This window comes from Nocardia sp. NPDC003979, assembly GCF_053605015.1.
This window is the reverse complement of record NZ_JBSGIJ010000019.1, coordinates 71,647-94,953: the sequence shown is the minus strand read 5'-3', so window position 1 is coordinate 94,953 and position 23,307 is coordinate 71,647. Positions and strand designations below refer to the sequence as shown.

The following is a 23,307-nucleotide window of genomic DNA, read 5'->3' as shown; positions in this document are numbered from 1 at the left end:
GGCGGCAAAGGCTCCGGCGGCACCCCACCACCCACCACCGGCGGACCCACCGGCACCAACACCACCGGCCAACCAACCGGCAGCCCCGCCGGACAAGGACCCACCGGTGCGCACGGCCCGAACACGCCGATCGGGGTGGGCAACGGCACGGGCGGGGCCAGCGGTGGGCTGTCGAGTTCCGACCTGATGAGCATGTTCTCCGAAGCGCTGCAACTGATTTCTTCCGGCATCAGCACGCTCGTGCAATTGGGCAATCAACTCGCGGCCCAACTCGGTCCCGGCTTGCAAGCGCTGGCCAAGGCCGTCGAGACCGGCGCGATGACCGTCAAGGAGGCCATCGACGCGGCAGGCGAGCACATCGGCTCCGAGCTCGATGAGCTGCGCGAGGAACTCGTCCCGGAGATCCTCCCGCCCGGCGCGACCGAGCCGAGCGCACTCTCGCTCTCGTTGTTCCCCAACGGTCCCGAGCTGCGCCTCGACCTGCCCGGTCGGGCGGGCGGCAACCCGTCCTCGGTCATCGAGGACTTTACCGCGACCCGATCCACCACCCAGGTGCCCGGCCTACCACCGACGACGCCGGGCACTCAGACGGAAGGCCACTAGATGCACCGCACATGGCGACTGAGCGGCTTGGAATACCTGGTGCTGCGCGAGCGTCTGCTCGACCGCGTGAACAACTGGCCGTTCATCTACCTCACCGACACGCGCGGCTATTACAACTTCCAGTTCGCCAAGGCCCGCACCTGGGGCGAGCTCCAGGCCACCTGGGACCCCGACCTGGCTGATCTGCTCGTGCAGGGGCTGCGCGCCCAGGTCAGAATGTCAGCGCACGTCGACGACCGCGCTAAGGCTCGCACGATCGACGGCCGAATAGTATTGAGCGCTCGTCGTTTCGGCGCGCGCGCGATCCTCATGCAGGGGTTCAGCTCGACCACCATCGAAAGCCACGACGAGGTGGAGATCACCGAATGCGCCGCGTCGGAGTTGAGCGAGCTGCTCGTGACGAAACTGCCACCGATGGCGAAGGGCAGCCTGCCCCGGATCGAATTGCGCAGCGCGGCCGCCGATCCGGGCGTCGACCACTGGCACGGGCGCAGCGCGCTCTACGACGAGGACGAGCCCTCCGCCGAGGTCCAGTTGCGGCGGTGGCAGTCCGCGCCGAAGTCGATGATCGGACGGATCGTGCTCACGCACGGGCACTCGACCTTCGGGCCGCGCGGTCAGGTGACGAAATGGGTGGCGTGGGAGGACCACCCCGGCGACGGTTGCTACCTCATCGACGCCGATGACCCCGGGGCGGCAGTCGCGGCCGACGCCGACGGCCTGCGCGCGCGCGTCGAGGCGCACTGCGCCGAACTCCTGCTGGTCGGCGCGGACGAGACCCGCCATGGCGTGACGCGCGACAGCGTCTTCGACAGCGGGCGGTAGCGGTGGCCGAGACGAACGACCGGCTCCGCGTCGAGGTCGCGCAGGTACTCGACCAGGTCCGCGAACTGGTCGCGGGCTTCGCCGAGACGACGCGCAGGCACAACGCCATCACCGCGACCGGTACCGCCGAACACGAGCAGATCACGGTCACTGTCGATGTGTCCGGCGCGGTCGTCGCGGTGGAGTTCGACGAGGACATCGACGACGATCTCGGCTACTCGCGGATCGCGCGCGGGGTGGTGACGGCCGCGCAACGCGCCGCCGTGTCGGCCCGCGCGCTGGCCGAAGCGGCCCTGGCCCCGCAACGCGCGGCATTCGCCCGCCTGCCCACCCTCGCCGATCTGACGGACTGGGTGAGCGCGGACGACACCGTCGAACTCGCCCCGCCCGCCGCGTTGTTGAGCGCGCCGGCCGAGCGCGAGCCGTCGACGGTGCTCGGGTCGAGCCCGGAGGAGCTCGCGGTGCGCCGCGCAGAGTTGTACGCGACCGCGACCGCCGGGGGCAAGCGGGTCGGTGTCGCGGTGAACGCCGACGGGGTGCTGATCGACGTGCGATTCTCCGGTGCGATCGCCGACCTGGACTATCCCGATATCGCCACGGCCATCGTCGCGGCGTCGCGGGCCGCGGTGAGCACGGTCGCCTGCCGCGTGACCGAGCTGTACGACCAGCACCTGCCCGCTGATCGACCGCGCATTCCCGGACCGGCGGCGATGCTCACCGGCATCGACCGCCTTCGAGACCAACTACGTTGAGCGGAGCGGACAGTGGCTGATCCCATCACACCGAGTCCGACGCAGTGGGCCGGGCTGACCGGCGCGGTCGACGACGGCATCCTGCTCCTCGACGACGGCATCGCACTCACATGCGCCAAGCATGTCCAGGACACGCTCGGCGTGATCACGGCCGTGCAGAACTACATCGTGACCAATGTCGGCGCGGCGAGCCCGACCATCGCCGAGTCGGTCTCCGGCCGATTGCTGTGGACGGTTTTCAATCTGAAGTTCGGCACCCAACTCAAGGACCGGATCGACCGGCACCACCAGATCCTGGTCGACATGGGCAAGACGTTCGTGGCGGCGGGCAAGCGGTTCGCGGAGACCGAGAACGAATCGGGGGCCGTCTTCGACGACGTCAACCTCGCGCCGCCGCCGTCCACGCTCGCCGGCGGCCCGAAGACGATCGCCATCCCGAAGTCGGTGACCCGGGTATCGAACCAGACCGTGTTCGACGAGTACGCGATCACCCCGGAACTGGGTTCCCAAGTGAGTTGGCAGCAGTTGTGGATCATCGGGAATTCCATTCAGCCGCAGGCAGTCGCCGACGCGGCCGGAGTGTGGCGGTACCTGTCGAGCACGCTCGACACCGCGTTCACCGAGCTGCGGACCGCGATCCTGGGCACCGAGGACCAGTGGCAGGGGCTCGCGGCCACCGCGGCGCGCGGGGCGACCAGTTCCTATGTCGAGGCGTCCGGTCAATTGACGACGGACATGAACCACATCTCCGACACTTTGCTCTACGTCGCAGGTTGGGTGCAGCAGACCAAGGAGCACTCGATGCCACCGACGCCGGAACCGCCGCCACCGACCACCGTCGAACAGCAGCAGCGCAATGACGCCGACCTGCGCACCTATCAGGCGCATTTTCAGACCTACTATTCCAATCCCTACAGCACCACGACGACGCGCATCGTCACCTTGCCGACCCCCGACCCGGTGACCACGCCCGGCGTGGCCGCCGGTGAGACCGGGGATGGTCGGCTGCCGACCGGGTCGACTCCGCAGGTGAAGACGGTGAATCCCGACGGGAACGAGAACCTCGATGGCGGCGGCGCGCCCGGCGGCGGTGACGAGGACGGCGGCCGTGGCGGTGGCGGTGGCGGTGGCGACGGTGGAAGTGGCGATGGACTGCCCGGCGGACAGCTGCCGAACGACGACGACCCGACCATCGACGACCCGACCGATGAATCGAACTGGCAGAACAAGTCCCTGCTCGACCAGTTCGACGAGAGCCTGCTCGATCTCGCCGAGTTCGACTCCGATCCAACGACTTCGGAGCACACGCCGGGAGTTCTCGCCACGACGCCGGCGCCGGGGAGCGCGACCTCCGTGACCGGTCGGGGCGGGGGCGGCGGGGTCGGCGGCAGGCCGCCGGTGACCACTCTGTCTGTCAACCACGACCCCAAGCTGTTCCCGCGCGCGACCACGGTGCCCGAGGCGAAATTCGTCGGGCGCGCCGGACCCGTCGGCGGGATGCCGTCGGGCATGCCCTACGGCGGCGTCCCAGCACGGCCGACCGATTCCGAGCGCGAGCGGCAGCGGCAGGAATATCTCACCTCGGGTGAGCATCTCGACGAGGCGCTCGGCGAGCCAGGGCGTGGCATCAAACCGGTGCTCGACCGGTGAGTCACACCTGGCGATTGAGCGATGTCGCGTTGTTAGACCTGTGGGAGCGGCGGTTCCGCGACCGCCTGCCCGCGCCGCTGTTCGCGCTCACGCGCGGCGATGACGCGGCGCAGTGGCTGCGGTTGCGGGCCGAGGCGCGGGCGGAGGTGGGCACCGACGGGGCGCTGCTCGCGGCGCTCGACCGCGTCGCGTCGGCCGATGTCCTGGTCTCAGCGCTGGCGGTCGACCCTCGGCCCGGCGCCGATCCGGCGACCCCCGTGCGGTTGCTGGCCGGTCGACAAGGTGGCACGGCCACCATCATCCGCCAGCTTCCGGGCGAGAGTGCCTGGCACAGCGCGGGTTTCGAGATAGTCACCGGTGACGCGCGGCGGTTGGCCGGGGCGGTGGTCGGGGCGCTGCCCGACATCGCGCCGGGTCGCGAACGCGATATCGCGCTGGTGACCGCGCCGACGGAGGCCGAAACCGACCATCATTTCGGTCGTTCGCGGGTGCGCGCCGACGCGGCCGATGCCGAACGGCGCAGTCGCGACTGGTTGCGGCGTCCCGCGCAAGCGCTCGGCGAGGTCGAAACGCGCTTGGGCAGTTCGCTGTTCGGTCCGCGCGGCATCGTCCCGTATCGCATCGGTTGGCGAGATGTGGTGGGGGACGGCCGCTACGTGGTGAGCGGCAGCTCCCCACCCGTGGCCAGTGCCGCCGATCGCACCCGCCTCGCGGCGCTCGTCGCTGCCGATATCGCCACTGTCGACCAGACCTTGGAGGACGAACGCCGTGCCTGACCCCGACACCGATTGGTACCCGGCCACCGCACCGCTCGCCGCGCTCACAGCCCTCGACCACCCTGATCCCGCACCGGAGCACACCGACCGGCCCGCCGATCCCTTCCAGGCCTACACCCTCGGGGAGGCGGCCACACGCGGCGGCGGCCTCGTCGTCACCGCCACCGATGCCGGCCTGCCCACCGCGATCCGCGTCACCGCCGACGAACTACGTGGGGCGCCTGCCGAATTGGCCGCGCGGATCCTGCGGCTGTGTGGGCTGGCGGCGGCGCGGGCCGGACTTGCGCGCCGGGAGTATCTCGGTGCCCTCGGCCTGGCCGACGACACGCTGGCACTGCTCGGCTTGCCGACCGGGGCGGATGTCGCCGCGGCCGAGATCGCCGACGAGGCCGAGCACGAGTACGAGCCACGCAGTTGGCTCGACCAGGAAGGAGATCAGTGGTGACCACGTTCGCCGAGCTGGAGGCCGCAGCGACGCGGCAGTGGGAGCGTATGCGGCTACTCGACACCGCGATCAACGAGATTCGCGCCGAATACCACACCGAGGACGGGGCGATCAGCGCCGTCGCAGACGGAACAGGGCGGCTCGTCGAGCTCGTGCTCGGCTCGGCTGTGACCAACATGACCCCGGCCGCGTTCGGTGCGGCCGTCGTCGCCGCCGCCGGCGGGGCTGCTACTCGCGCCATGGCCGCGCGGGCCGCGCTCGTCACCGAGTTCAACGCTCAGGTTAACAACCGACCCGAAGGTGAACACTCGGCTCGGTGACCCGCGGTCGCCGTCCCGAATGTCTTGTCGCCATTTAGTTTTCCGGGTACGAGCCGAACCGGTTCGTCCGCCGAAGCAGGCCAAAGGAGGGTGCGATGAACGTACTCAATGTGCAACCCCAGACATTCCGTGACTACGCCGACATCACCGAGACGATGGCGGCGGCCGTCGCTGTGGCCGGTGCCGTCGACCAGGCCGCCGTGATGGCCGCGGTGGTACCGACCTTCGGGCTGATCGGCCAGGAGTTCCTGCTGAGCTTCGCCGTCGCGCAAGCCAACCACCTCGCCTCGCTCGGTGATCTGGTGCAGAACTACGCGGGAACCGCGCTGCTTGCCCGCAACGCCGCCGATGCTTATGAGCGCAGCGAGAACGAAAGCGCCGAGGCATTCGGCGCGGCACAGGTCTAGCCATGTCCGCCGAATCGGTTGCCGCGCAGCTCCCGCCGCCGGTCGTGGCGGCGCTCGAGCGGACCCCGGTCGCGCCCCTGCTCTCGCAGAGTCCCGATCAGATCTGGGCCACGCTCGGATTGCCCGCGCTGCCGCAACTGCCACCCCTACCGCCCCTGCCGGGACTGCCGGTGCTGCCCACGCTCGATCCGGTCGCCCTACTCGCGCCGGTGACCACGCTGTTCAGCGGCTTCGGCAACGGGGACCTGGGCGTGGGCGGCGCGCTGGACCCGACGACGGTGTTGCAGACCATTACCCAGTCCCTCGGCACCGCGATGCAGCTGGCCACCGCCGGGATCCAACTGCTGCAGTCGATGCAGAGCGCGGGTGCCGAGTCGGCGACCTCGAGCGCGGTGCAGACGATGGGTAGCTCCACAGCCCTGGCGGGGCAGAGCACCAAAATGAACGGCGTCACCGCGGGTGCGGCCGGCTCGGTGGCCACCGGGTACTTCGAGATGGCCGCTGTGGCAACCCGATTCGCCATCACGACCGCCGCGCTCGGGCCGACGCTCGTCACCCCGCCGGGTCAGGCCGCGCTGCTGGCCTCGGTGCTCGAGGCGAGCGCACAGGCGACGGTGATCACCGCGCGCACGAAGGCGCAGTTGATCGCGCGTTCCGGTGAGATGACCGAGGCAGGCCAACCGGTTCCGGTGCGCAAACCCCGCCTGCCGAAGGGGGTCGACCTTGTCAGCGCGCCGAAGACCCTCGCGACGACAACGGCGACGTCGCCCACGACGGCACCGTCGACCGCGACGGTCGACGGGGCACCCGCGCGGGCGGCGACCGCGAGCGCGACCAGCGGTGGCGCAAATACCAGTCAGCTCCTGACCCAGCTGGTTTCGCTGGTGCAGCCATTGCTTTCGACCGCGCAGACAGTCGGTACGCAGATTGTCGGCCAGGTGAACCCGGTGAACCAGCAAGGCCAGGGCAACCAGAACTCGACAACAGTGCGACCGACAGCGCCCACACCCGTGCCGGGCGCATCGATCGCCGCCGGGCATCCGGTGACCCCGGCGCCGCTCGGCGCGTGGCAGGCCGAGACCATCGCCGCCACGGCGACCTCCACCACGCCGAGCCCGCTCGCCGGGCCGTCCCGCCTGGTCGGCGAGGTGCTGCCGCCCTACCTGCCGGGCAGCCCGATCACCGCACGCAGCCATGTCGAACCCGCGGCGGTGACCGCGTCGCCCGAACTCGACCATGGTGACGAACTGCTCGGCGCGCCGACCGACAGCACCGCGACACCCGTGATCGGGGCGCTCCCACCCGAGCGCGATGCCGACCCATTCACTTTGTGACACAAGGAGTTACGTTGAGCAAGATCGCCTATGACGGAGAGATCGCCCGGCAAGCGGCCGGACGAATCGACACCCTGGCCGACAGCCTCGCCGCCCAGCTGCAGCAGCGCCGCGACAGCCTGAGCCCGGTCGCCGCCGCACTCGACCCGGTCTCCGGGCACACCGCGGCCACGCTCACCACCGTGAGTGATTCGTTCGCCGATTCCTATGGCAGCGGAGTCACCGAGCTGCGCAAGATCGCCGCGAACCTGCGCGCGCACGCCGACCTGGCCGTCGCCACCGAAGATGACACCGTCGCCCTGTTCACTCCTCTCGGGTAATGCCATGACCGAGCCACCGCAGGCCGGGTTCACCGGAACGATTTGGGAGGCACTGCCGGCCGAGCGGCTCGCGCACGAGCTGACGACCGGCCCCGGCGGCGCGCCCATGTCGGGCGCCGCCATCGCCTACACCGAACTGGCCGCCGCGCTCGCCTCGGCCAACACCGAGTTCCGCGTACTGCTCGCGCTGGTCGCGAACGCGTGGGGTTCGGAGTCGAGCGCGGACGGGCTGGCACAGCTGGCCGGGCTCTCGGACTGGCTCGACGAGATCACCGCCGCCGCGACCGACAACGCGAACGTGGCGGCCCGGCAAGCGGCCGCCTACGAACTGGCCAAGCTCGCCATGCCGCCGGTGGCCGAGGTGACCACGGCGGTGCGGGCGGCCGAGTCCATGCTCGCCCCCGGACCGCTCGGGCCACCACTGGCCGGCTTGTTCGACCTCGCCGAGCATCAGCTCGACGGGTTGCGGGCCCAGGCGGCGCAAGTGATGCGGACCTACGAGGCCGAAGGAACGGAAGCGGCGACACCGTGGTCGCTCGGCCCGGCACCCGCGGTCTCGGCGGGTGCGAATCTGCTCGCCGAGCAAGCGAAGGCGCGGCTAGAGCCCGACCGACCCGCCGCGCCGACGTCGACGGCACCCGTGCCGACCGAGGGGGTGGCGCCACCGGCGCTCTCGGTGGACTTCGCAACGCACGCGCACCTGCCCCCGCCGACCATGCCGGTGACCGGGGAATCACTGCTGCTCACCGCGCTGCCGCAACCGGGGGTGCTCGGCGCGCCCGCACCGAACACCACCACGGTGACGACAACGCACGCGCCGTCGACGGTCCCGCCCATCGCGCCGACCGCGCCGGCACCCGTCGCGCCCCAGCCGACCGCGCGTGCGGCGGCGGTCGAGGACGGCGCCCTCGATCCGGCGACGATCCCCGTCGATGCCGGATTCGCCACCGCCCCAGCGGTATTGGGCGCCACCGCGCGCCGGGTCGAGACACAGGCGGCGCAGGCATGACCACGTTGAGCATGGCGCAACTGCGTGCGGTCGCCGACACGCTCGGCGTCCAGACCCTGCCGGCCGTGCTCGCCGTCGGGCCGACCGAGCCGCGGGCCGCCGCCGCTCTCACGCTGCGCGACACCGCTGTCGCCGAACTGACCGCGCGTGGCGTGCTCGATCGGCACGGCGATGTGTGTGACGACGAGGTGGCCGCCGCGCTGCACACCCTGGCCAGACCGGATCGGGAACTCGTGCTGCGGGTCAGGCGATACGGCGAGCTGACCCGGGCCTGCCTGGTGCGGCGCGGCGGCGCCCACGCGATCGCGATCCGCACCGGCGACTCGGTCCTGGTCGAGCCGTGCTGGGGCGACGAGGACCCCGACGCGCTCGCTCGTCCGCTGCTGCCAGCGCTCGGCCGAGCCCAGCCCGCCGATATTCCCACGCTGCGGGCCCCGACCGAACAACTCCTGCGCCACCTCGATCAGGACGACGCGGTGAACGCGGTCTATCGGTGCGGGCTCGCTCACGCCGACGCGGTCACCCTCGGCATGGCCATCAGGGAACAGACCGCGATCGGCGAACTGGTCTGCTATGCGAACACAGACGGCGTCGCGACGCGCTCGCCGGTCGCCGCAGCCGTCTACGACACCCCGGTCGGCCGCATCATCGGCAGCGGCATGCGCGCAGGCGACGGCCGTGCCTGGACCACTCTCGGTCCCGGCAGCGACCGTCGCTTCGCCCAAGCCATCGCCGGGCAGATCGAGGCATTGCCACAGGGCCGTTGGATGCCATAACGGCCCCCTACATCGTCCGACTTCGTATATCGCGATTTCGGCAATTCCAGCACCTTCGTTGAGAGGAAATATCGTGGCCGGAAATATGGAACTCGATTTCGCGGCGTTCAAGAAGCACGCGAACGAATACGCGGCGACCATTCCACCCATCGACAAGTCCGTCGATAGTCTCCAGGTCTTGGTGGAGAATCGCAAGAATGGTTGGTCGGGCACCGCGTCGGACGCGTTCGGACGTTTCGCCAACGAACTGCTGCCCAAGATCCGTCAGGTCAATGTCGACCTCGGCCAGGTCTCGGCCACCTTGGAAGCCGGTGAGAAGAAGGTGTCCACCGCCGAAGGTCAGAGCATGGAGGGCTTCACCACCCTCAACACCAACTACCTCTGACACCCGCACCCACCCCGCGAACACACCACCCGTGAACGGAGCACCACCATGACCGTCATGTTGTACAACGTCGCCCAGGTCGAGCAGCTCTGCACCGACCTGCGCAAGTACCGCACCGACATCCAGGCCGAGAAGGACAACGCCGACACCGCCGCCAAGAATCTGCTCGGCAACGCGTGGCAGAGCGAGGCGTCGACCGCGTTCGACGGCAAGCACAAGACGCTGATGACCAATATGGGCGATCTGCTGGTCACCCTCGACAAGGGCATCGCCGCCATCGAGGAAGCGCTGCGGCACGCCAAGGCGACCGACGGGTCGATCTACGACGACTTCCAGTTCTGAGCCACTCCCGAAAAACCGCTGGCCCGGCGACTATCCATCGGTCGCCGGGCCTCGCGGCGTCTAGTCCTGCTGCGGTTCTTCGGCCGGCCCCGGCGCGGGCGGCGGGGCAAGGTACTCGGATTCGGCCGGGATGGAGACCAGCCGCACGACCAGTTCGCCGCCGCCCCTGGTCCGCACGGTCAGCGCACCCTCGCGGGTCGCGGACTCACTGATTGCCACATCGGCGTCGCGCACCGCCGCCTCGGCGTGCTCGCGCAGATAGACCACCGTCGCCTCCGAGACCTGACCGGCGGAGGTCACCCCGTCGTAGATCACCATCGAGGCCACCGCCGCATTCGCCACCCCGCCCGATGACAGTGCCAGCACCGCGGGCATGTCGACGCTGTCGACCAGGTGTGCCCATGCTTCCGGCCGCACGGTATGGATGAGCACGGCCGCGCCATCGGCGACCGCGCGCAGGACGAGCAACTGCGCCAGCCGCAGCGAGCCGGCGATCTCCACCCGCCGCACGGTGGGGCCGAACAGCGGCACGACGACCGCTGCCCCCTCCTCGGTCGCGCCGACGACCTGCCCGCCGCCGCCGACCGTGACGGTGAACTCGGCCAATGCCGTTGCTGGACCGATGAGTTCGTGCTCGGGGCCGAGTGAGCCCGCGTCGAACAGCAGTCGGCGCTGCCGCCCCGGCACGGGTCGAACGCCGAGGTCGGCGAGGTCGGCGGTGTCGACGCCGGTGGAGTCGTGGCGGATGAGCGCGGTGAGCGCGACGTCGGTCGATGGCGTGTCGAGCGCGGACCTGCTCGGCGCGGGGGTCAATCGCAACCGGGTGGTGACGGCAGTGGCGGCCAAGGTGGACGCCGTGGTCAGCGCCGCCGGGGTGAGTCCGGTCGCCGGGAGTGCCGTCGCGGTCAGGTGAATACCGTTGTTGCGCATGCATGTCCAGTGCTCGGTCCAGGCCGATGGCTCGGTGTCGTGCAGCAGGGTCGCGTCGACGGCAGCGCGTTCGCGCGCGGTCAGAATGCGCACGCGCACGTCGCGGGTGGTCAGCACCGAGGCAACCCGGCGGGTGGCGATGAGCGCGGCGCGCGCGATACCGGTCTCGCCGCCGCCCCGGATGTCGATCGCGGCAGTGTTCATCAGCGGGTCGAAGCGCAGGACGAGCCACACCGGGCGGTCGACAGGGTGGGGGAGGCTACCGAGCAGCCGGCGATACAGGTCGACCACGCGCGGCGGGCCCGGCGCGCGGGTGGCGAAGGTCACCACATCGATCGCCGCGAGCCGGATGTCGAAGTGCCGCAGGCACGCCGCGACCTCGGACAACGCGACGGCCGGTCCGTCGGCGACGCCGTCCACCCGCAGCAGCGTCGGCCGCACCGCCGTGCGGTCCATGGCCAGCATGGTGGTGAGGTGTCGACCATCCCAGCGCATTCCGCAGGGTGTGGGTGACGCGCCGGAGATGGGCGTGTCGAAGAGTTCGGCAAGCGCCGCGGCACGATCGCCTCGATTGCGCAACCACAGCCCGCCGCGCGCACCGAGTGTTCGCCACAGGTTCGATTCGTTCACCCGAACCGCACCCCCGGCCGCGACCGCCACGCCCGCGCCGAGCGCGTACCCGATCGGGCCGCCCCCGGCGATCACCGAGGTCGCGGCGGCGGCACCCGCCCCGGTGCACGGCAAGACCGTGTACAACGGCGCGTAGTCGAATATCGTGCGGTGCCGACCACGCGCCGACCGATGAGTATTTGTCGGGCTTTCGGCACTTTCTGGAATTTGGGTGCTGTTCATATTCACTGTCTCCATCGGGCGCGAACCATGCTGTGTGCGTTAGCGTCGCACATATCGGCAAATATCGCGTGAGGAGTTTCGGTGCCCGCCCCATTGACCACCCGTGCACAGGTGAATGGCTATCGGTTTCTCCTGCAACGGTATGCCCACGCCATGGTGCGCCGCGATATTCGCATGTTGCACGACCCCATGCGTATTCAATTTCGTTCCCTGATGACCGGGATCGTGCTCGCCGTCCTGGTCACCGCCGGCGCGGCGATCCTGTCGTTCCTGCGCCCGCAGGGGCAGGTGGGTGACGCGAAGATCGTGATGGGGTCCGAGAGCGGCGCGTTGTACGCGGTGGTCAACGGCACGCTGCATCCGGTGCTGAATCTGGCATCGGCGCGATTGATCGCCGGTGACGGCGCGGCACCGACCTCCGTCAAGGACGCGAAGTTGGCCGCCATGCCGCGCGGCCCGCTGCTCGGTATCCCCGGTGCGCCCGCCGCCCTGCCCGGCCCGGTCGACAAACTCGGCTCGGCGTGGACGCTGTGCGAGGAGGCGAGCGCCGGGATGCGCGCCACCGTTCTGGTCGGGTCGCTCGAGCTCGGGCCCCGGACGCGGCGCGCGGCGGCCGGGGAGGCGCTGCTCGGGGTGCACGAGAACATCACCTACCTGATCTACGACGGCAAGCACACCCGCGTCGAGATGGCCGACGAGGCGATCATATCCACCCTGCCGCAGCTGCGCGGCCTGCGTGCGCGTCCGATCGGCGCCGGCCTGCTCAACGCGACCGTACCGGTGCCCGAGCTGCGCGTGCCGCCCATCCCGGAGGCTGGGACCCCGAGTCGGCTGCGCGGCCACGAATTTCCGGTGGGGTCGGTGATCCGGGTGCAGGACGTGCACACGCAATCCGATTACGTGGTGCTCGCCGACGGAGTGCAACGCGTCTCGGAATTCACCGCGCACGCGCTGCGCAGCGCCGATTCGTACGGGTTGACCACCATCCCCAAGCTCGCGCCGGACGCGATCCGTGGCATCCCGGTAGTCGATTCCCTTCCGGTGCAGCACTTTCCGTCCACCGACTTGACGGTGATCAGCGCCGATACCGACCCGATCGCGTGCGTGTCGTGGACCAAGGCCGATGCCGAACACGAGGCCGGCCTCGGCTTGCTGCTGGGGGAGACGCTGCCGCTCACCGGTCGCGCGGCCCCGATGGCGCTGGTGGCGAGCACGAATGCCGACGCTGTCGCCGTGCCGCCTGCTTCCGGGGAGTACCTGCAGGTCACCGGAATCGAGCCGGGCAGCAACCGGCGCGACGGGCTCTTCTATGTCACCGACACCGGTGTCCGGTTCGGGATTCCCGACGCCGCGACCGCGACGCTGCTCGGGCTCGGCAGCCCGAAGGCGGCCCCGTGGCAGATCGTCAACCAGCTCCCGGCCGGGCCGATGCTCGACCGGCAGTCGGCGCTGATCGCCCGCGACATCGTCGGCGCCGGTCCGGCTTAGCGTACGAGGAGACATCGATGCCACGAATCGTAGGTCGGTCCGAGGACGGGGCCGTTCTGGTCGGTGCGGGTGGGGTCGCGGTCGTCGTCGCGCCCGATCAGGTGCGCGACGGCGGGTGTCGGGTCGTGCCGGCAGAATTGGTCGTGCGCCTGGTGGGCGAGGTCGACGGCTTCGCCGCGGTCGACGAGCCGGTGCCGCCCGGCCTGCTGAGCGCCGACCAGCTCGCGGCGATGCTGGCGTGGGAGGCCGCCTACGTCGACGGCGGGCCCGACCGGCCAGGGCTCAGCCCCTCCGAGACCGACCTGTACCTGCGGTTCCGGCCCGACACCGGAGACCCCTACGCGGGCCGCGCGGTGGCCTCGGCCGGTGGATTCGCCTTGGCGGTGTCCGGCACCGGCCACGAGATTCCAAGCGCGACAGTGGAAATCGTTGACCAGGCGCCGCTGGCCGCCGACAGTGCGCCGGAGCCGGAACCCGCGCTCGTCGTGCAGTTGTGTGCATCCATGGTGTACCTGAGCGACCTGACCGGGCAGGAGATCGTCGCCGACGCGGCTACCGATCTCATCGACCGGATCAGCTACGTGGCGACCGTCGACGAGTTCTATCCCGAACTGGCGCGCGTGGTCGCCGCCGGGGTCGTGCCGCCGCTCGCGGTGGATCTCGCCGGTGGGTTCGGGCCCGAGACGATTCTCGACTTCCTCACTCGGCTCGTGGCCGAACTCGACCGGCGTCGCCCGTGGCCGGAGCCCGCGTTCATCCCGGTCGACCCGGCGACGTGGCCCTCGATCGGCACCAGCGTGCCGATCGGCTGGCTCGATGTGGCCATCGAAGACCTCGAGTGGGCGGTGAAAGCCGGTTTCGCCGACGTGCCGCCCGGCGAGAACCCGCTGCTGGTCCTGCGCATGCGCGACGAGCGCTTGTTCGCGCTCGTCGGTGACCCCGACCCCCACCCCACCCGCTTCCTTGTGTTGCTGCCCGAGGGCGGCGATCAGGCAAGTCCGGCGGCGGTCGGCGAGTATCTGCGCCGCTACGCCGGAGTGAGCATGACAACCGACGGCCTCGCCGAGGCGATGACGGAAGTGAGATCGACATGATCAGACCAGAGAACCGAGCCAAGGCGGATCAGGCGGCCGAGCTCATCGACACCGTGCTCGGGGCGATGGGACAGCTCGATGAGCTCCGCGCGTCCGGCGCCGCGCTCACCGCGTCGGCGACCGTCGAGCACGGTCGCATCACCGTGACGGTCGACGCCACCGGCTCTATCCTGCGCACCAGCTACCACGCGGGCATAGAAGAACTCAGCTACGGGCAGATCGCCCGCGCGACGGTACGCGCCGCGCAGCAGGCCGCGCGCAAGGTCAAGAGTAAGCAGGCGGGCTTGTTCGCGCCGATGGCCCAGCTCGCGGTGCTGCCCGAAGCGGCGGAACTGCCGCCCGAACTAGCCGAACTGCGCGCACAGATGCCGCAGCCGATGAGCGCGCCGCTGACCCGACCCGCGCGGCGCACCGCCGATGACGATGGTCGCGACCCGATCATCGACCGCTAGGCAATCGCGCAGAGAAGGAGCACGCCATGAACGAATTCGAGCACGCCGCACAGCAATTCAGCGCCCAGATGGCCCAGCTGAGCGAGGTGAACCGGCGCTGCGCCGAACTCGTCGCCACCGGGACGGCCCAGCGCGGGCGCGTGCGGGTGACGGTGAACGCCGACGGCATCGCCGTCGACATCGGCTTCGGCGCCGGAGCTACAGAGCTGACCTACGACGAACTCGCCGACGCGGTCTCGGAGGCATCGCGGATCGCGGTCGCCGATGTCGCTGCCCAACAGCGCGAACTGCTCGCGCCCTTGACTCTCGACGAGGTCGAGATGCCATCGATCGACAGCCTGTTCGGCGCGATCGATGGCTTGCGCGAGCACCTGCGCTAGCGCCCGCTAGTCGAGCAGGCCGGCGACGGCGAGCTGGGTGACGGCGGCATCGAGGTCGGTGTCGCCGTCGGCGGTGAATGCCTCGACGGCGAGTTCCCTGGTAGCCGAACCGGTTTCGGCCTGTTCCACGAAGGCGGCGAGTGCGTCGCGGTCGGCGGCCTGCCCGAGCACCGTGCATGCGATATCGACGACCGTCGCCGGGGTCCACAGGCCAGGTATGGCCGAGCCGATGGTGGTGGGGTCGGGGGATTGTCCACTGGCCCAACCGGTTCCATCCCACCAGTAACAGAACGAGAGTTCGCCGGTGAGGGCGCGGTGGTTCACCAGCGCGGCGTCGAGCCAGGCGGGGGCGCCGTCGAAGAGCGCGGGCAGCGGTGCCTCGCCGCGATAGGCGGCCGCGAGTGTCGGGTCCTGCCAGATTCCGCCCGAGAGCACCGCCCGGCCGCGGGGCAACCGGGTCATGGTCGCCCCGCCGCCGGTGGTCGACTCGAAAGCCGCTGTGGCGCCGAGGATACGCGGTCCCCACTCGGTGCCGACCGCGACCGCGGCCGCGGCGACCACCGCCCACCTCGCCCAGACCGTGTCCAAGGCTAGAAACGGGTGCGTCCGCGCGGCGACGGGGGTGCTGCGGGCCGCGCGCAGGGTGCTCGCCAGATCGAAACCGGTTGAGCTGCAATGCAGTTGCCCGGCCAGCCAGACCGGCAGCTGGTCGCGGGGGTACTGTGCCAGGTCGGCCTGGTAGGCGTCGAGCGGCAACCGTCGATCGACGGCGAAGGGGGTTGTGCCGTTATTGAACTCGCACACCGGGTCCCCCTCGGCAGGGAAGGTGATGTGGGCGTGCCACCACGCCGGTTCGCCCGCCCGGATCATCAGCAGCCGCAGCGCGGGTACCAGTGCACTGGCATCGGCGGGTATCTCGACGCGGACTTCGTCGTCGGCCACGAGGAACACCGCGTCGCCCGACATCGCGGTCACCGTCACCGAGAAGGCCAGCCGCAACTCATGCCACCCTGTCGGCCCGCTTGCCGCGACCAGTGCGCGCAGCTCGGCGAGAAGGTGATCGACCGGCGAGATCGAAGCGAGCGCATCGAGATCGGATGGTGCGCTGTCCGCCGTCTCCCCGTCGAGCGGTGTCGTATCCGCGTCGAGCGCCGCCGCGTCGGGCATCGCGGAATTCGGGATCGACGATGAGGTCTCAGGCGCGGAACTCGGTGACGTGGGGGAGCCGGTCGGAGTGGTGAGCCCGAACTCGGCGGTGAGGGTGAACGCGACATCGGGACTCTTCGGGTCGCGGTCGGGCAGGTCGATGGTGTTCGGGGGCATGTGCTCCTCATTCGGCGGGATACGCGGAGCCGGCGACATCACGGTGGCCGTCGGTGTGCAGCGAAGTCGGGATCCGTGCGGGCTATCGGGGAGGCGCGGGTGGGCGAACCCGGCCCTGCCAGAAACCGATGCCGGGGGCGGTCAGCGCGGTGAACGGGTCGGGCATGCCGTGCTCCAAGGGTAATTTGCGCGAGCGCGGCTTGCCGCTCATGTAGCCGCCGTCGATGAGCGTGCGTTCGGCGCGCTGGGATGCGTCGAAGTCGTCGAGCTGGCGTTGGGCGTGCCGCTCGGCGAAACCCGAGACCAGTTCGCGGCGTGAATTGTCGGCGTCGAGCCTGGTCAATTCCTCGGTGAGCCGGTCACCACGCGCCGTCACGTCGATGTCGGGGCTCGGCGGCTGGGGGCCGTCCTGGTTGGCTTCGTGGTCGGACGCGGTGGCGCGCGTGGTCGTGAAGTCGGCGAGGCTCGTGTCGAGTTCGGCCTTGGCCTGAGCCCTGGCGCGGAAGGCGGCGTCGAGATCTGCTGTGCGCCGGGTGATGTCGGCATCCGCGACCGCGAGTCGTGCTCGCTGATCGGCGATGTCGCCGCGCAGCTGCGCCTCGGTGCGTGGCGAGTTGCCGGCGGGTTCGGCGAGTTCGGCCTCCTGGCGTGACAGCGTGGCCCGGATCTCGGCGCGGGCGCGCAGCGCGTTGTCCAGGCCCTTGTCGTTCGCCCGGTCGTGCGCCGTCCTGACCTGCTCGTCGGCGGCGCGCAGGCGCTCCATCCGTGACTCCGCGGTGGCCAAGCGGTCACGCGCGCTCGGGCCGGGCGTGGTGTCGAGTTCGTCGGCGGCGCGCCGGGGCGGGGGAGTGGTGGTGTTCTCGTCGTCGAAGGTGGTGAGTCGGGGACGGTTGTCCGACTCGCGGGAGTCGCGGTGGGAGGTCGGGAGGCTGCGCGTGCTGTGGGTGTCGACCGCGATCTCATCGTGGACGGGGGACACGACGGCTTCGTGGTTGGTCGTCGTCGTCACCGATGCGCCGAGGTCATCGACCGAGTGGTTGGTGGTCGACGGCTGGCTGTCCTGGTTGTTTGTGTTCGACGGCGCCGGGTCGTCCGGGTCCTGCCGGGGGGGTGCTGGCTGCTCGACGTCGTCGGACCAGTGAGAGCGGGCGGTGTGGTAGCTGGCCGTGCTATCCGAGCTGGCCGTGGAATCGGCGCTGTTGACCCGACGCAGCGGCGGCACGGTCGAGGACTGCGCAGGCGCGGGGGAACCCGGCCGGGTCACGACGTTCTCGGGCGAGACCGAGCTGCTGGGTTCGCTGTGCGCCGGCGCGTCGTCGTCCGGCGTGGATCGGTGCGTGCGAACCGACTCGGTCTCGGAGCGCGGACGCTGCCCGGCGGGCGGTTCGTCATCGACTCCGCGCGATCGCTGCCGCGAGGGCGGCTCGATATCGACCTGTTGCGTGCTCCGCCTCGGGTTCGGTTCCTCTGACGTCGACCGCCGAGGGTTGGATTCCTCCTCCGAGAGTGATCGGCGCTCCCGCGGCAGGTCGTTGGCCTCCGTGACGGCCCTCTCGGACGACTGCGAGTCGTTCTCGCGCACAACCTGCTTGCCCGGATCGATGTCGTGCTCGATCCGGCCTCGGGTCGCCGAGTCCCTGGCGACGGCCTCGTCGAGATGACGCTGTGCCTGGGTGACATTCGGGTCGGTATCCACATCCGGCGCGGCGGCACGAGCCCTGGCCAGATCGCGCTGGGCGGTGAGCACATCGCGGTGCGCGTCGACCAGCTCGTTGAGCCGGGTCCGCTGCTGTGTCAGGTAGGTTTCGCGATGGACGCGCCGATCCACCGGAGCGCCATCGGCGCTGCGGCCACCGGCGGCCGAATCTTGCTGTCGCGCTTGCCGATACCCGTGGTCATCGGCGGAACGTAGCTGGTTGATCAGCTCCTCGGTCGACTTCGTCGGTCGCGGTGCGTCGATGTCACGGATGGTCTGCAGTGCGATCGTGGACTCGTGCTCACCACCCGTGGACTTGCGGGTCGCCACTGGTTCGGAGCCGAGCATGCCGATGTAGCCGCGCTGCCCGCCCATGAGCGAGTTGCTGGCGACCGCGCCGATCAAGCCCATCGTCGGATCGAAGGAACCGGTGAACGCGTAGGAGATGCCGCCGCCGACGAGCGAGGAGGTGATCGTCGGCACCACCCCGCAGGTCACCCCGAGCGCGGCGCCCCACCCGCCCGCTGTCGGGTCGTGCCCACGGCTGGTGAGCCAGCGACCGCCGTACTTGGTCAGATTCGTCGCTACCAGCGCGCCCGCGTACCAGCCGCCGATCGACGCCGCGACCGACATCCCGAACTGCTTGCCGTCGAACTCGTCGCGATGGCCCTTGCCGATCTGGATGTACTGGACCATGACGTCCATGCCGCCCGCCCAGATCACGTTGTTGACGGCCTTGCTGATCAAGAACTGCGCCGCGTCGGCAGGCAGTTCGGCCAGCGTGCGCGCGGTCGTCGCCTTGAAGCCGGCATTGACGAATGTGTCGAACAGTCCGGGAGACGCCCTGGCCGCCAACGCCGTTGGCGGCTTGGCGATCAATCCCGCGATGCGGCCCGGCTCGTCGGACAGTCGCGGCAGGTACCGCAGGAACTTGACCAGGTACTCACCGACGCCCGGCAGCCGCGCGAGCGTCCCGAGCGCTTGATTGCTCACCCGATACAGGCCTGCGCGCGCCGCGCCGATGGCCGCCGCCTCCACCGCGGGCGCGGTGGGCGGGAACAACCAGGCGCCCGCGATCTGCGCGGCCAGGATCGTGGTCGAGAAGATGATGATGAGTTTGGTCGCCTCGAGCGTGGTCGCCGCGTTGCGCGTGGACTTGCCGAGCTGGCGGTAGTCGCTGACCAACTGCTCGACCGAATGATCGCCCGTGTACAACTCGCGCAGCGCCGACTCGATCTGCGATCGTCCCGCGCCCGCCTCGTAGCCGCCGAGTGCGGTGGCCGCGGCCGAACTCAACAGCGGGATCACCTCGCGTTCGAGGTCATCGGCGGCATCGAGCCATGCCTGTGCCATGGCGAACATCTGATCCTCGTCGCCGTCGGGCCACAGCTGCCCCACCACATAGGTCAACCACCGCAGCTCCGGCGGCCAATACAACGACATCGGCGGCTCGTCAGAATCCGGCTGTCGAGTTCGCCTCGGCGGTCGCCGAGGTGCGCCCGGCCGCGATCAGGCCATCGCCGAACTGACCGACCGTGGTGACCATGTCGCGGGTGCCGTCGATGAGGTTCGCGCGGGACTGCAGATAGCCCTTGTCGCCGTCGGCGAATTCCCTGCCGTACGCGTCACGGCCCCAGGTGCTCGCGGTGTGGGAGTTCACGTGCTCGGACAATGTCGTCAGCACGCGATGGAAGGCGTCGCGTGCGGTGAGCAACGCGGCGCCACCGGAACGCAATTGATCCGGCGAAATAATAATGGTGTCCGGCACCGCTGTCGCCTCGCCTTCGCTTGTTCTCGGGTGCGGTGACTACCGCACGCGCGGCGAGAAATGGTCGCCTTTCTAGTTGGTACCACAGCGATACTGCGTAAATCCGGGGATCTCGCGAATCACACACGGTCGTAACTTCGGCCAAACATTTGCGTATCGACTGCACGTAACCAAGGTGAACTCTTCGGCGCACGCACCGGATCGGTCAGGCAGGTGTGCGCGTGCGGTGTTTCCATTCCTCGAGTCAAGCGCCGCCGAGGAAGAACTCCGACGCCCGGCTCAGACGCGGCCGACCCGCCGCGTTCGACGAGGAGAACTGGAGCACAGCACCATGACCACTGACGTACGCGTCGAGCACGACTCGCTCGGTGAGCTGGCGATCCCAGCCGGCGTCTACTACGGAATCCACACCGCGCGAGCGTTGACGAACTTTCGCGTCAGCGGCCAGCCGATGAGCACCTACCCGGCGCTGATCGTCGCTCTCGCCACCGTGAAGCAAGCCGCCTGCCAGGCCAACCGCGATCTCGGGCTCATCGATACGTGGCGGGCGAGCGCCATCATCGCCGCCTGCGAGCGCCTGCGCGCCGGCGAACTGCTCGATCAGTTCCCGATCGACCTCATCCAGGGCGGCGCGGGCACCTCGGCGAACATGAACGCCAACGAGGTGATCGCCAACCTCGCCCTCGAGATCATCGGCCGTCCGCGCGGCGACTACGCGGCCATCGACCCGCTCGCCCACGTCAACCTCGGCCAATCGACCAACGATGTCTACCCGACCGCGATCAAGCTGTGCCTGGTCACTCACCTGCGCGCCTTCGACAGCGCGCTCGCCGGACTCGCCGACGCGTGCGCGGCCAAGGCGGTCGAGTTCGCCGACGTGATCAAGATGGGCCGCACCCAACTCCAGGACGCGGTGCCCATGACCCTCGGCCAGGAATTCCACACCTACGCGACCATGGTCGGCGAGGACCGTGCCCGCCTGAGTGAGGGCGCGCTGCTGCTGCTCGACTGCCATCTCGGCGGTACCGCGATCGGCACCGGGATCAACGGCCACCCGGACTATCCGCTGCTGGCCTGCGGCTATCTGGCCGAACTCTCCGGGGAGCCGGTGCTGCGGGCGATCGATCCCATCGAGGCGACCCAGGACTGCGGCGCGTTCGTGCAGGTGTCGGGCATCGTCAAGCGGGTTGCGGTGAAGCTGTCGAAGGTCTGCAACGACCTGCGCCTGGTTTCGTCGGGCCCGGTCGCCGGGCTGCGCGAGATCAATCTGCCCGCCGTGCAGGCCGGCTCGTCGATCATGCCGGGCAAGGTCAATCCGGTGATTCCGGAACTGGTCAATCAGGTGGCGTTCGAGGTGATCGGCAACGATCTCACCGTGACGATGGCCGCCGAGGCGGGACAGCTGCAACTCAACGCGTTCGAGCCGGTGATCGTGTACAGCATGCTGAAATCGCTCACCCACCTGAGCGCCGCAGTCGAGGCGCTCACCAGCATGTGTGTGTCGGGCATCACCGCCAATCGCGACCACCTCGCCGACGGCGTGCGCAACTCGGTCGGCATCGTCACCGCGCTGGCCCCCCGCCTCGGCTATAAAGCCTGTGCTGAAGTCGCTGGTCAGGCTCTTGCCACGGGCCGTTCGGTGGCCGACATCGTGGTCGCCGAAGGCGTGCTCACCCGCGAACAGGTGGACGAATTGCTCTCCATGGACCGTTTGGTCGGCGTCCCGATTCGGGAGAGCGCCACGCCGGGAACACGGTAGTTTGTAGCCCGCGATAATGATCAAAGGGCACCCGCATGACGCTTCAGATGAACCGGCCGACTGTGACCGTTGGCACCGGGCCCGTCGCCGGACCGATGCCGTTGAGCCGACGGCGCCGGGCGGCGGTGTTGGTGACCCTGTCCGCCACTGCGTTCGTGTTCAGCAAGGACACCGCGACGGAGTCGATCGCCGTGGTCACCCTGCTGCATCAGCTGGGAAATCGGCCGGATCTGACCACCTCGCTGTGGATTCCGACCGCCCACGTGGTCGCCTACATCGCATTGTTGCTGCTCGGTGGGTGGTTGGCCGACCGGTTCGGAGCCAAGCGGGCGCTCGTCGGCGGGCTGGTCGGGTTCCTCCTCGCTTCCGTCGTCACGATCGTCGTGCCGGACAACCCTGTGGTGCTGCTGTGCGCGCGGGCGCTCAAGGGCGCGTTCTCCACAGCGATCGTGCCGACGACACTGGCGATCCTCGTGCTCGTCTACGGCGCTGGTCGGGTGCGGGCGCGCGCGGCGATCGTGTGTGCCGGCTGGTGCGCGGCCGGACCGCTGGTGACCCCGTTGATCGCCGCGGCGGCGATCAACGAGGTGTGGTGGCCGCGCATTGTCATGGTGGTCGGCGTCGCGGATCTGGCCGTGCTGATCGCCGCGCTCGCGGTACTGCCTGCGATCCCGGCCGACCGAGGAGCGCGCATCGGCGGGTCGTGGCTGTCCTGGATGGTTGTCGCGGGCGGGCTGTTGGCCCTTGCGCTGCACAAGCTCCCCGAGTGGGGATGGGCGTCACCGGCGTTCGCGCTCAGCTGCACCTGCGGGACGATCGCCCTGGTGGTCGCGTTCTTCTGCACTGCCGATGGGCAAGTGCACGTCGGGCTCTTGCGGTCGCAACCGCGCGTCCGCTTCGCGACCGTCGCGCTCGGCGCGGGAGTGTGCGCGCTGTTCGGGATGCTCTTGCTGGTCGTCCAGTACCTGCAGGTCTTCGGTTCGCCGAATCCGATGGGCCTGGCCCTGGCGCTTTTCGCCGCCGGCTCGGTCGCGACCGCGGCCGGATCGCTGGTGGGCGCGTGGTTGGAGCGCTCGGGATACCTGGTCGCCGCGGTGTTCGGCGGCGTTGTGGTGATCCTCGACGGGCTGGCGGTCGGCTTGACCGTGGACGGGTCAGGCGACCTGACGCCGTTGTTCGCCATGGTGATCCTGACCAGTATCGGGTTCGCGCTGACCCTGGGGATCGCCTTGGAGATCCAATGCGCTGCCCTCCCCCCGACCCGCACCGGCGTGCTGTGGGCAGCCCAGCTTCTGCAGGTGCAGATCGCCGGCCTGTTCGGGGCCGGCCTCGCGGGCAGTCTGGCCGCGCGGGGATTTCAGCGGCAGATGGAGACGCCGACGCACGCGCGCGGCGGTACCGACACAGTGGATTCGATCGGCGAGGGCGTGCGGGCCACGACGGTGCTGGTCGGCGACCAATTCGCGGCGCCGGTCGCCGCGGTTCGCTCGGCCTTCATCGCCGGGTACCGCGACGGGTTGCTCGCGTTGATCGTGGCGGTCACGGTCGGCGTGCTCGTCTTGGTGGTCACCGCGGTGCTGACTCGCGATTCGACCGCGCGATAGGGCGTCGCGTGCCGACC

The 23,307-nt window shown here is 69.7% G+C and carries 23 protein-coding genes and 1 pseudogene; 20 read left to right on the top strand and 4 right to left on the bottom strand.

The genetic code is table 11. The features are described from left to right. The 14 genes and pseudogenes from ACWEVR_RS28400 to ACWEVR_RS28335 all read left to right on the top strand — a co-directional run. Positions 1-603: pseudogene (locus tag ACWEVR_RS28400) on the top strand (hypothetical protein); the annotation flags it as partial. Further along, a complete protein-coding gene (locus ACWEVR_RS28395; protein ID WP_452469425.1) occupies positions 604-1,428 on the top strand; it encodes an ESX secretion-associated protein EspG in 825 nt (274 codons plus the stop codon). A 2-nt stretch (positions 1,429-1,430) separates the two neighbouring features. Continuing rightward, positions 1,431-2,180 carry a YbaB/EbfC family nucleoid-associated protein gene (locus ACWEVR_RS28390; protein ID WP_452469424.1) on the top strand — a complete coding sequence of 250 codons (750 nt, stop codon included), beginning with the start codon at positions 1,431-1,433 and terminating at the stop codon, positions 2,178-2,180. 12 nt (positions 2,181-2,192) lie between these two features. Then, a complete protein-coding gene (locus ACWEVR_RS28385; protein WP_452469423.1) occupies positions 2,193-3,830 on the top strand; it encodes a WXG100 family type VII secretion target in 1,638 nt (545 codons plus the stop codon). Beyond that, on the top strand, positions 3,827-4,606 hold the full coding sequence (locus tag ACWEVR_RS28380) for an ESX secretion-associated protein EspG (RefSeq protein WP_452469422.1): 780 nt from the start codon (positions 3,827-3,829) through the stop codon (positions 4,604-4,606). The genes ACWEVR_RS28385 and ACWEVR_RS28380 overlap by 4 nt, the downstream gene beginning before the upstream one ends. Continuing rightward, the gene (locus ACWEVR_RS28375) at positions 4,599-5,051 is read left to right on the top strand and encodes a hypothetical protein (RefSeq protein ID WP_452469421.1); all 453 of its coding nucleotides are present in this window, start codon (positions 4,599-4,601) and stop codon (positions 5,049-5,051) included. The genes ACWEVR_RS28380 and ACWEVR_RS28375 overlap by 8 nt, the downstream gene beginning before the upstream one ends. Beyond that, a complete protein-coding gene (locus ACWEVR_RS28370) occupies positions 5,048-5,371 on the top strand; it encodes a YbaB/EbfC family nucleoid-associated protein (RefSeq protein ID WP_452469420.1) in 324 nt (107 codons plus the stop codon). The genes ACWEVR_RS28375 and ACWEVR_RS28370 overlap by 4 nt, the downstream gene beginning before the upstream one ends. 95 nt (positions 5,372-5,466) lie before the next feature. Continuing rightward, positions 5,467-5,778 carry a type VII secretion target gene (locus ACWEVR_RS28365; RefSeq protein ID WP_452469419.1) on the top strand — a complete coding sequence of 104 codons (312 nt, stop codon included), beginning with the start codon at positions 5,467-5,469 and terminating at the stop codon, positions 5,776-5,778. A 2-nt stretch (positions 5,779-5,780) separates the two neighbouring features. Then, positions 5,781-7,112, top strand: a complete 1,332-nt coding sequence (locus ACWEVR_RS28360) for a hypothetical protein (protein ID WP_452469418.1) — start codon at positions 5,781-5,783, stop codon at positions 7,110-7,112. Between the two features lie 14 nt (positions 7,113-7,126). After that, positions 7,127-7,432 carry a PE domain-containing protein gene (locus tag ACWEVR_RS28355; RefSeq protein WP_452469417.1) on the top strand — a complete coding sequence of 102 codons (306 nt, stop codon included), beginning with the start codon at positions 7,127-7,129 and terminating at the stop codon, positions 7,430-7,432. Positions 7,433-7,436: 4 nt separating this feature from the next. Beyond that, positions 7,437-8,441, top strand: a complete 1,005-nt coding sequence (locus ACWEVR_RS28350) for a PPE domain-containing protein (protein WP_452469416.1) — start codon at positions 7,437-7,439, stop codon at positions 8,439-8,441. Continuing rightward, the gene (locus ACWEVR_RS28345) at positions 8,438-9,217 is read left to right on the top strand and encodes an ESX secretion-associated protein EspG (RefSeq protein WP_452469415.1); all 780 of its coding nucleotides are present in this window, start codon (positions 8,438-8,440) and stop codon (positions 9,215-9,217) included. Before ACWEVR_RS28350 ends, ACWEVR_RS28345 begins: the two co-directional genes overlap by 4 nt. Before the next feature lie 73 nt (positions 9,218-9,290). Beyond that, positions 9,291-9,602: a WXG100 family type VII secretion target gene (locus ACWEVR_RS28340; protein WP_452469414.1), complete on the top strand. Its 312-nt coding sequence runs from the start codon at positions 9,291-9,293 to the stop codon at positions 9,600-9,602. Between the two features lie 48 nt (positions 9,603-9,650). After that, complete coding sequence (locus tag ACWEVR_RS28335; protein ID WP_452469413.1) at positions 9,651-9,944, top strand: WXG100 family type VII secretion target; 294 nt, start codon at positions 9,651-9,653, stop codon at positions 9,942-9,944. Between the two features lie 60 nt (positions 9,945-10,004). Here ACWEVR_RS28335 and eccE read toward each other — a convergent pair whose 3' ends face one another. Next, complete coding sequence (gene eccE / locus ACWEVR_RS28330) at positions 10,005-11,726, bottom strand: type VII secretion protein EccE (RefSeq protein ID WP_452469412.1); 1,722 nt, start codon at positions 11,724-11,726, stop codon at positions 10,005-10,007. Between the two features lie 81 nt (positions 11,727-11,807). Here eccE and eccB point away from each other — a divergent pair, with 81 nt between their 5' ends. From eccB to ACWEVR_RS28310, 4 genes are read left to right on the top strand one after another with little or no spacing between them, the layout of a single operon-like run. Further along, positions 11,808-13,214: a type VII secretion protein EccB gene (gene eccB / locus ACWEVR_RS28325; RefSeq protein WP_452469411.1), complete on the top strand. Its 1,407-nt coding sequence runs from the start codon at positions 11,808-11,810 to the stop codon at positions 13,212-13,214. A 17-nt stretch (positions 13,215-13,231) separates the two neighbouring features. Beyond that, the gene (locus ACWEVR_RS28320; protein ID WP_452469410.1) at positions 13,232-14,308 is read left to right on the top strand and encodes a hypothetical protein; all 1,077 of its coding nucleotides are present in this window, start codon (positions 13,232-13,234) and stop codon (positions 14,306-14,308) included. After that, entirely contained in the window at positions 14,305-14,760 is a 456-nt protein-coding gene (locus tag ACWEVR_RS28315; RefSeq protein ID WP_452469409.1) for a hypothetical protein, read from the top strand. The genes ACWEVR_RS28320 and ACWEVR_RS28315 overlap by 4 nt, the downstream gene beginning before the upstream one ends. Before the next feature lie 26 nt (positions 14,761-14,786). Beyond that, entirely contained in the window at positions 14,787-15,140 is a 354-nt protein-coding gene (locus tag ACWEVR_RS28310) for a YbaB/EbfC family nucleoid-associated protein (protein ID WP_452469408.1), read from the top strand. 6 nt (positions 15,141-15,146) lie between these two features. Here the strand turns inward: ACWEVR_RS28310 and ACWEVR_RS28305 are convergent, their stop codons facing one another. The 3 genes from ACWEVR_RS28305 to ACWEVR_RS28295 form a co-directional block, all read right to left on the bottom strand. Next, positions 15,147-16,463 (bottom strand): hypothetical protein, encoded by a 1,317-nt coding sequence (locus ACWEVR_RS28305; protein ID WP_452469407.1) that lies wholly within the window; start codon positions 16,461-16,463, stop codon positions 15,147-15,149. An 82-nt stretch (positions 16,464-16,545) separates the two neighbouring features. Further along, positions 16,546-19,602 carry a WXG100-like domain-containing protein gene (locus ACWEVR_RS28300; protein WP_452469406.1) on the bottom strand — a complete coding sequence of 1,019 codons (3,057 nt, stop codon included), beginning with the start codon at positions 19,600-19,602 and terminating at the stop codon, positions 16,546-16,548. A gap of 10 nt (positions 19,603-19,612) precedes the next feature. Continuing rightward, positions 19,613-19,927: a hypothetical protein gene (locus tag ACWEVR_RS28295; RefSeq protein WP_452469405.1), complete on the bottom strand. Its 315-nt coding sequence runs from the start codon at positions 19,925-19,927 to the stop codon at positions 19,613-19,615. Between the two features lie 331 nt (positions 19,928-20,258). On the opposite strand from ACWEVR_RS28295, the gene ACWEVR_RS28290 reads away from it, so the two are divergent. Both ACWEVR_RS28290 and ACWEVR_RS28285 read left to right on the top strand, forming a co-directional pair. After that, positions 20,259-21,686, top strand: a complete 1,428-nt coding sequence (locus tag ACWEVR_RS28290) for an aspartate ammonia-lyase (protein ID WP_452469404.1) — start codon at positions 20,259-20,261, stop codon at positions 21,684-21,686. Positions 21,687-21,721: 35 nt separating this feature from the next. Then, a complete protein-coding gene (locus tag ACWEVR_RS28285; protein ID WP_452469403.1) occupies positions 21,722-23,290 on the top strand; it encodes an MFS transporter in 1,569 nt (522 codons plus the stop codon). Positions 23,291-23,307: the final 17 nt, after the last annotated feature.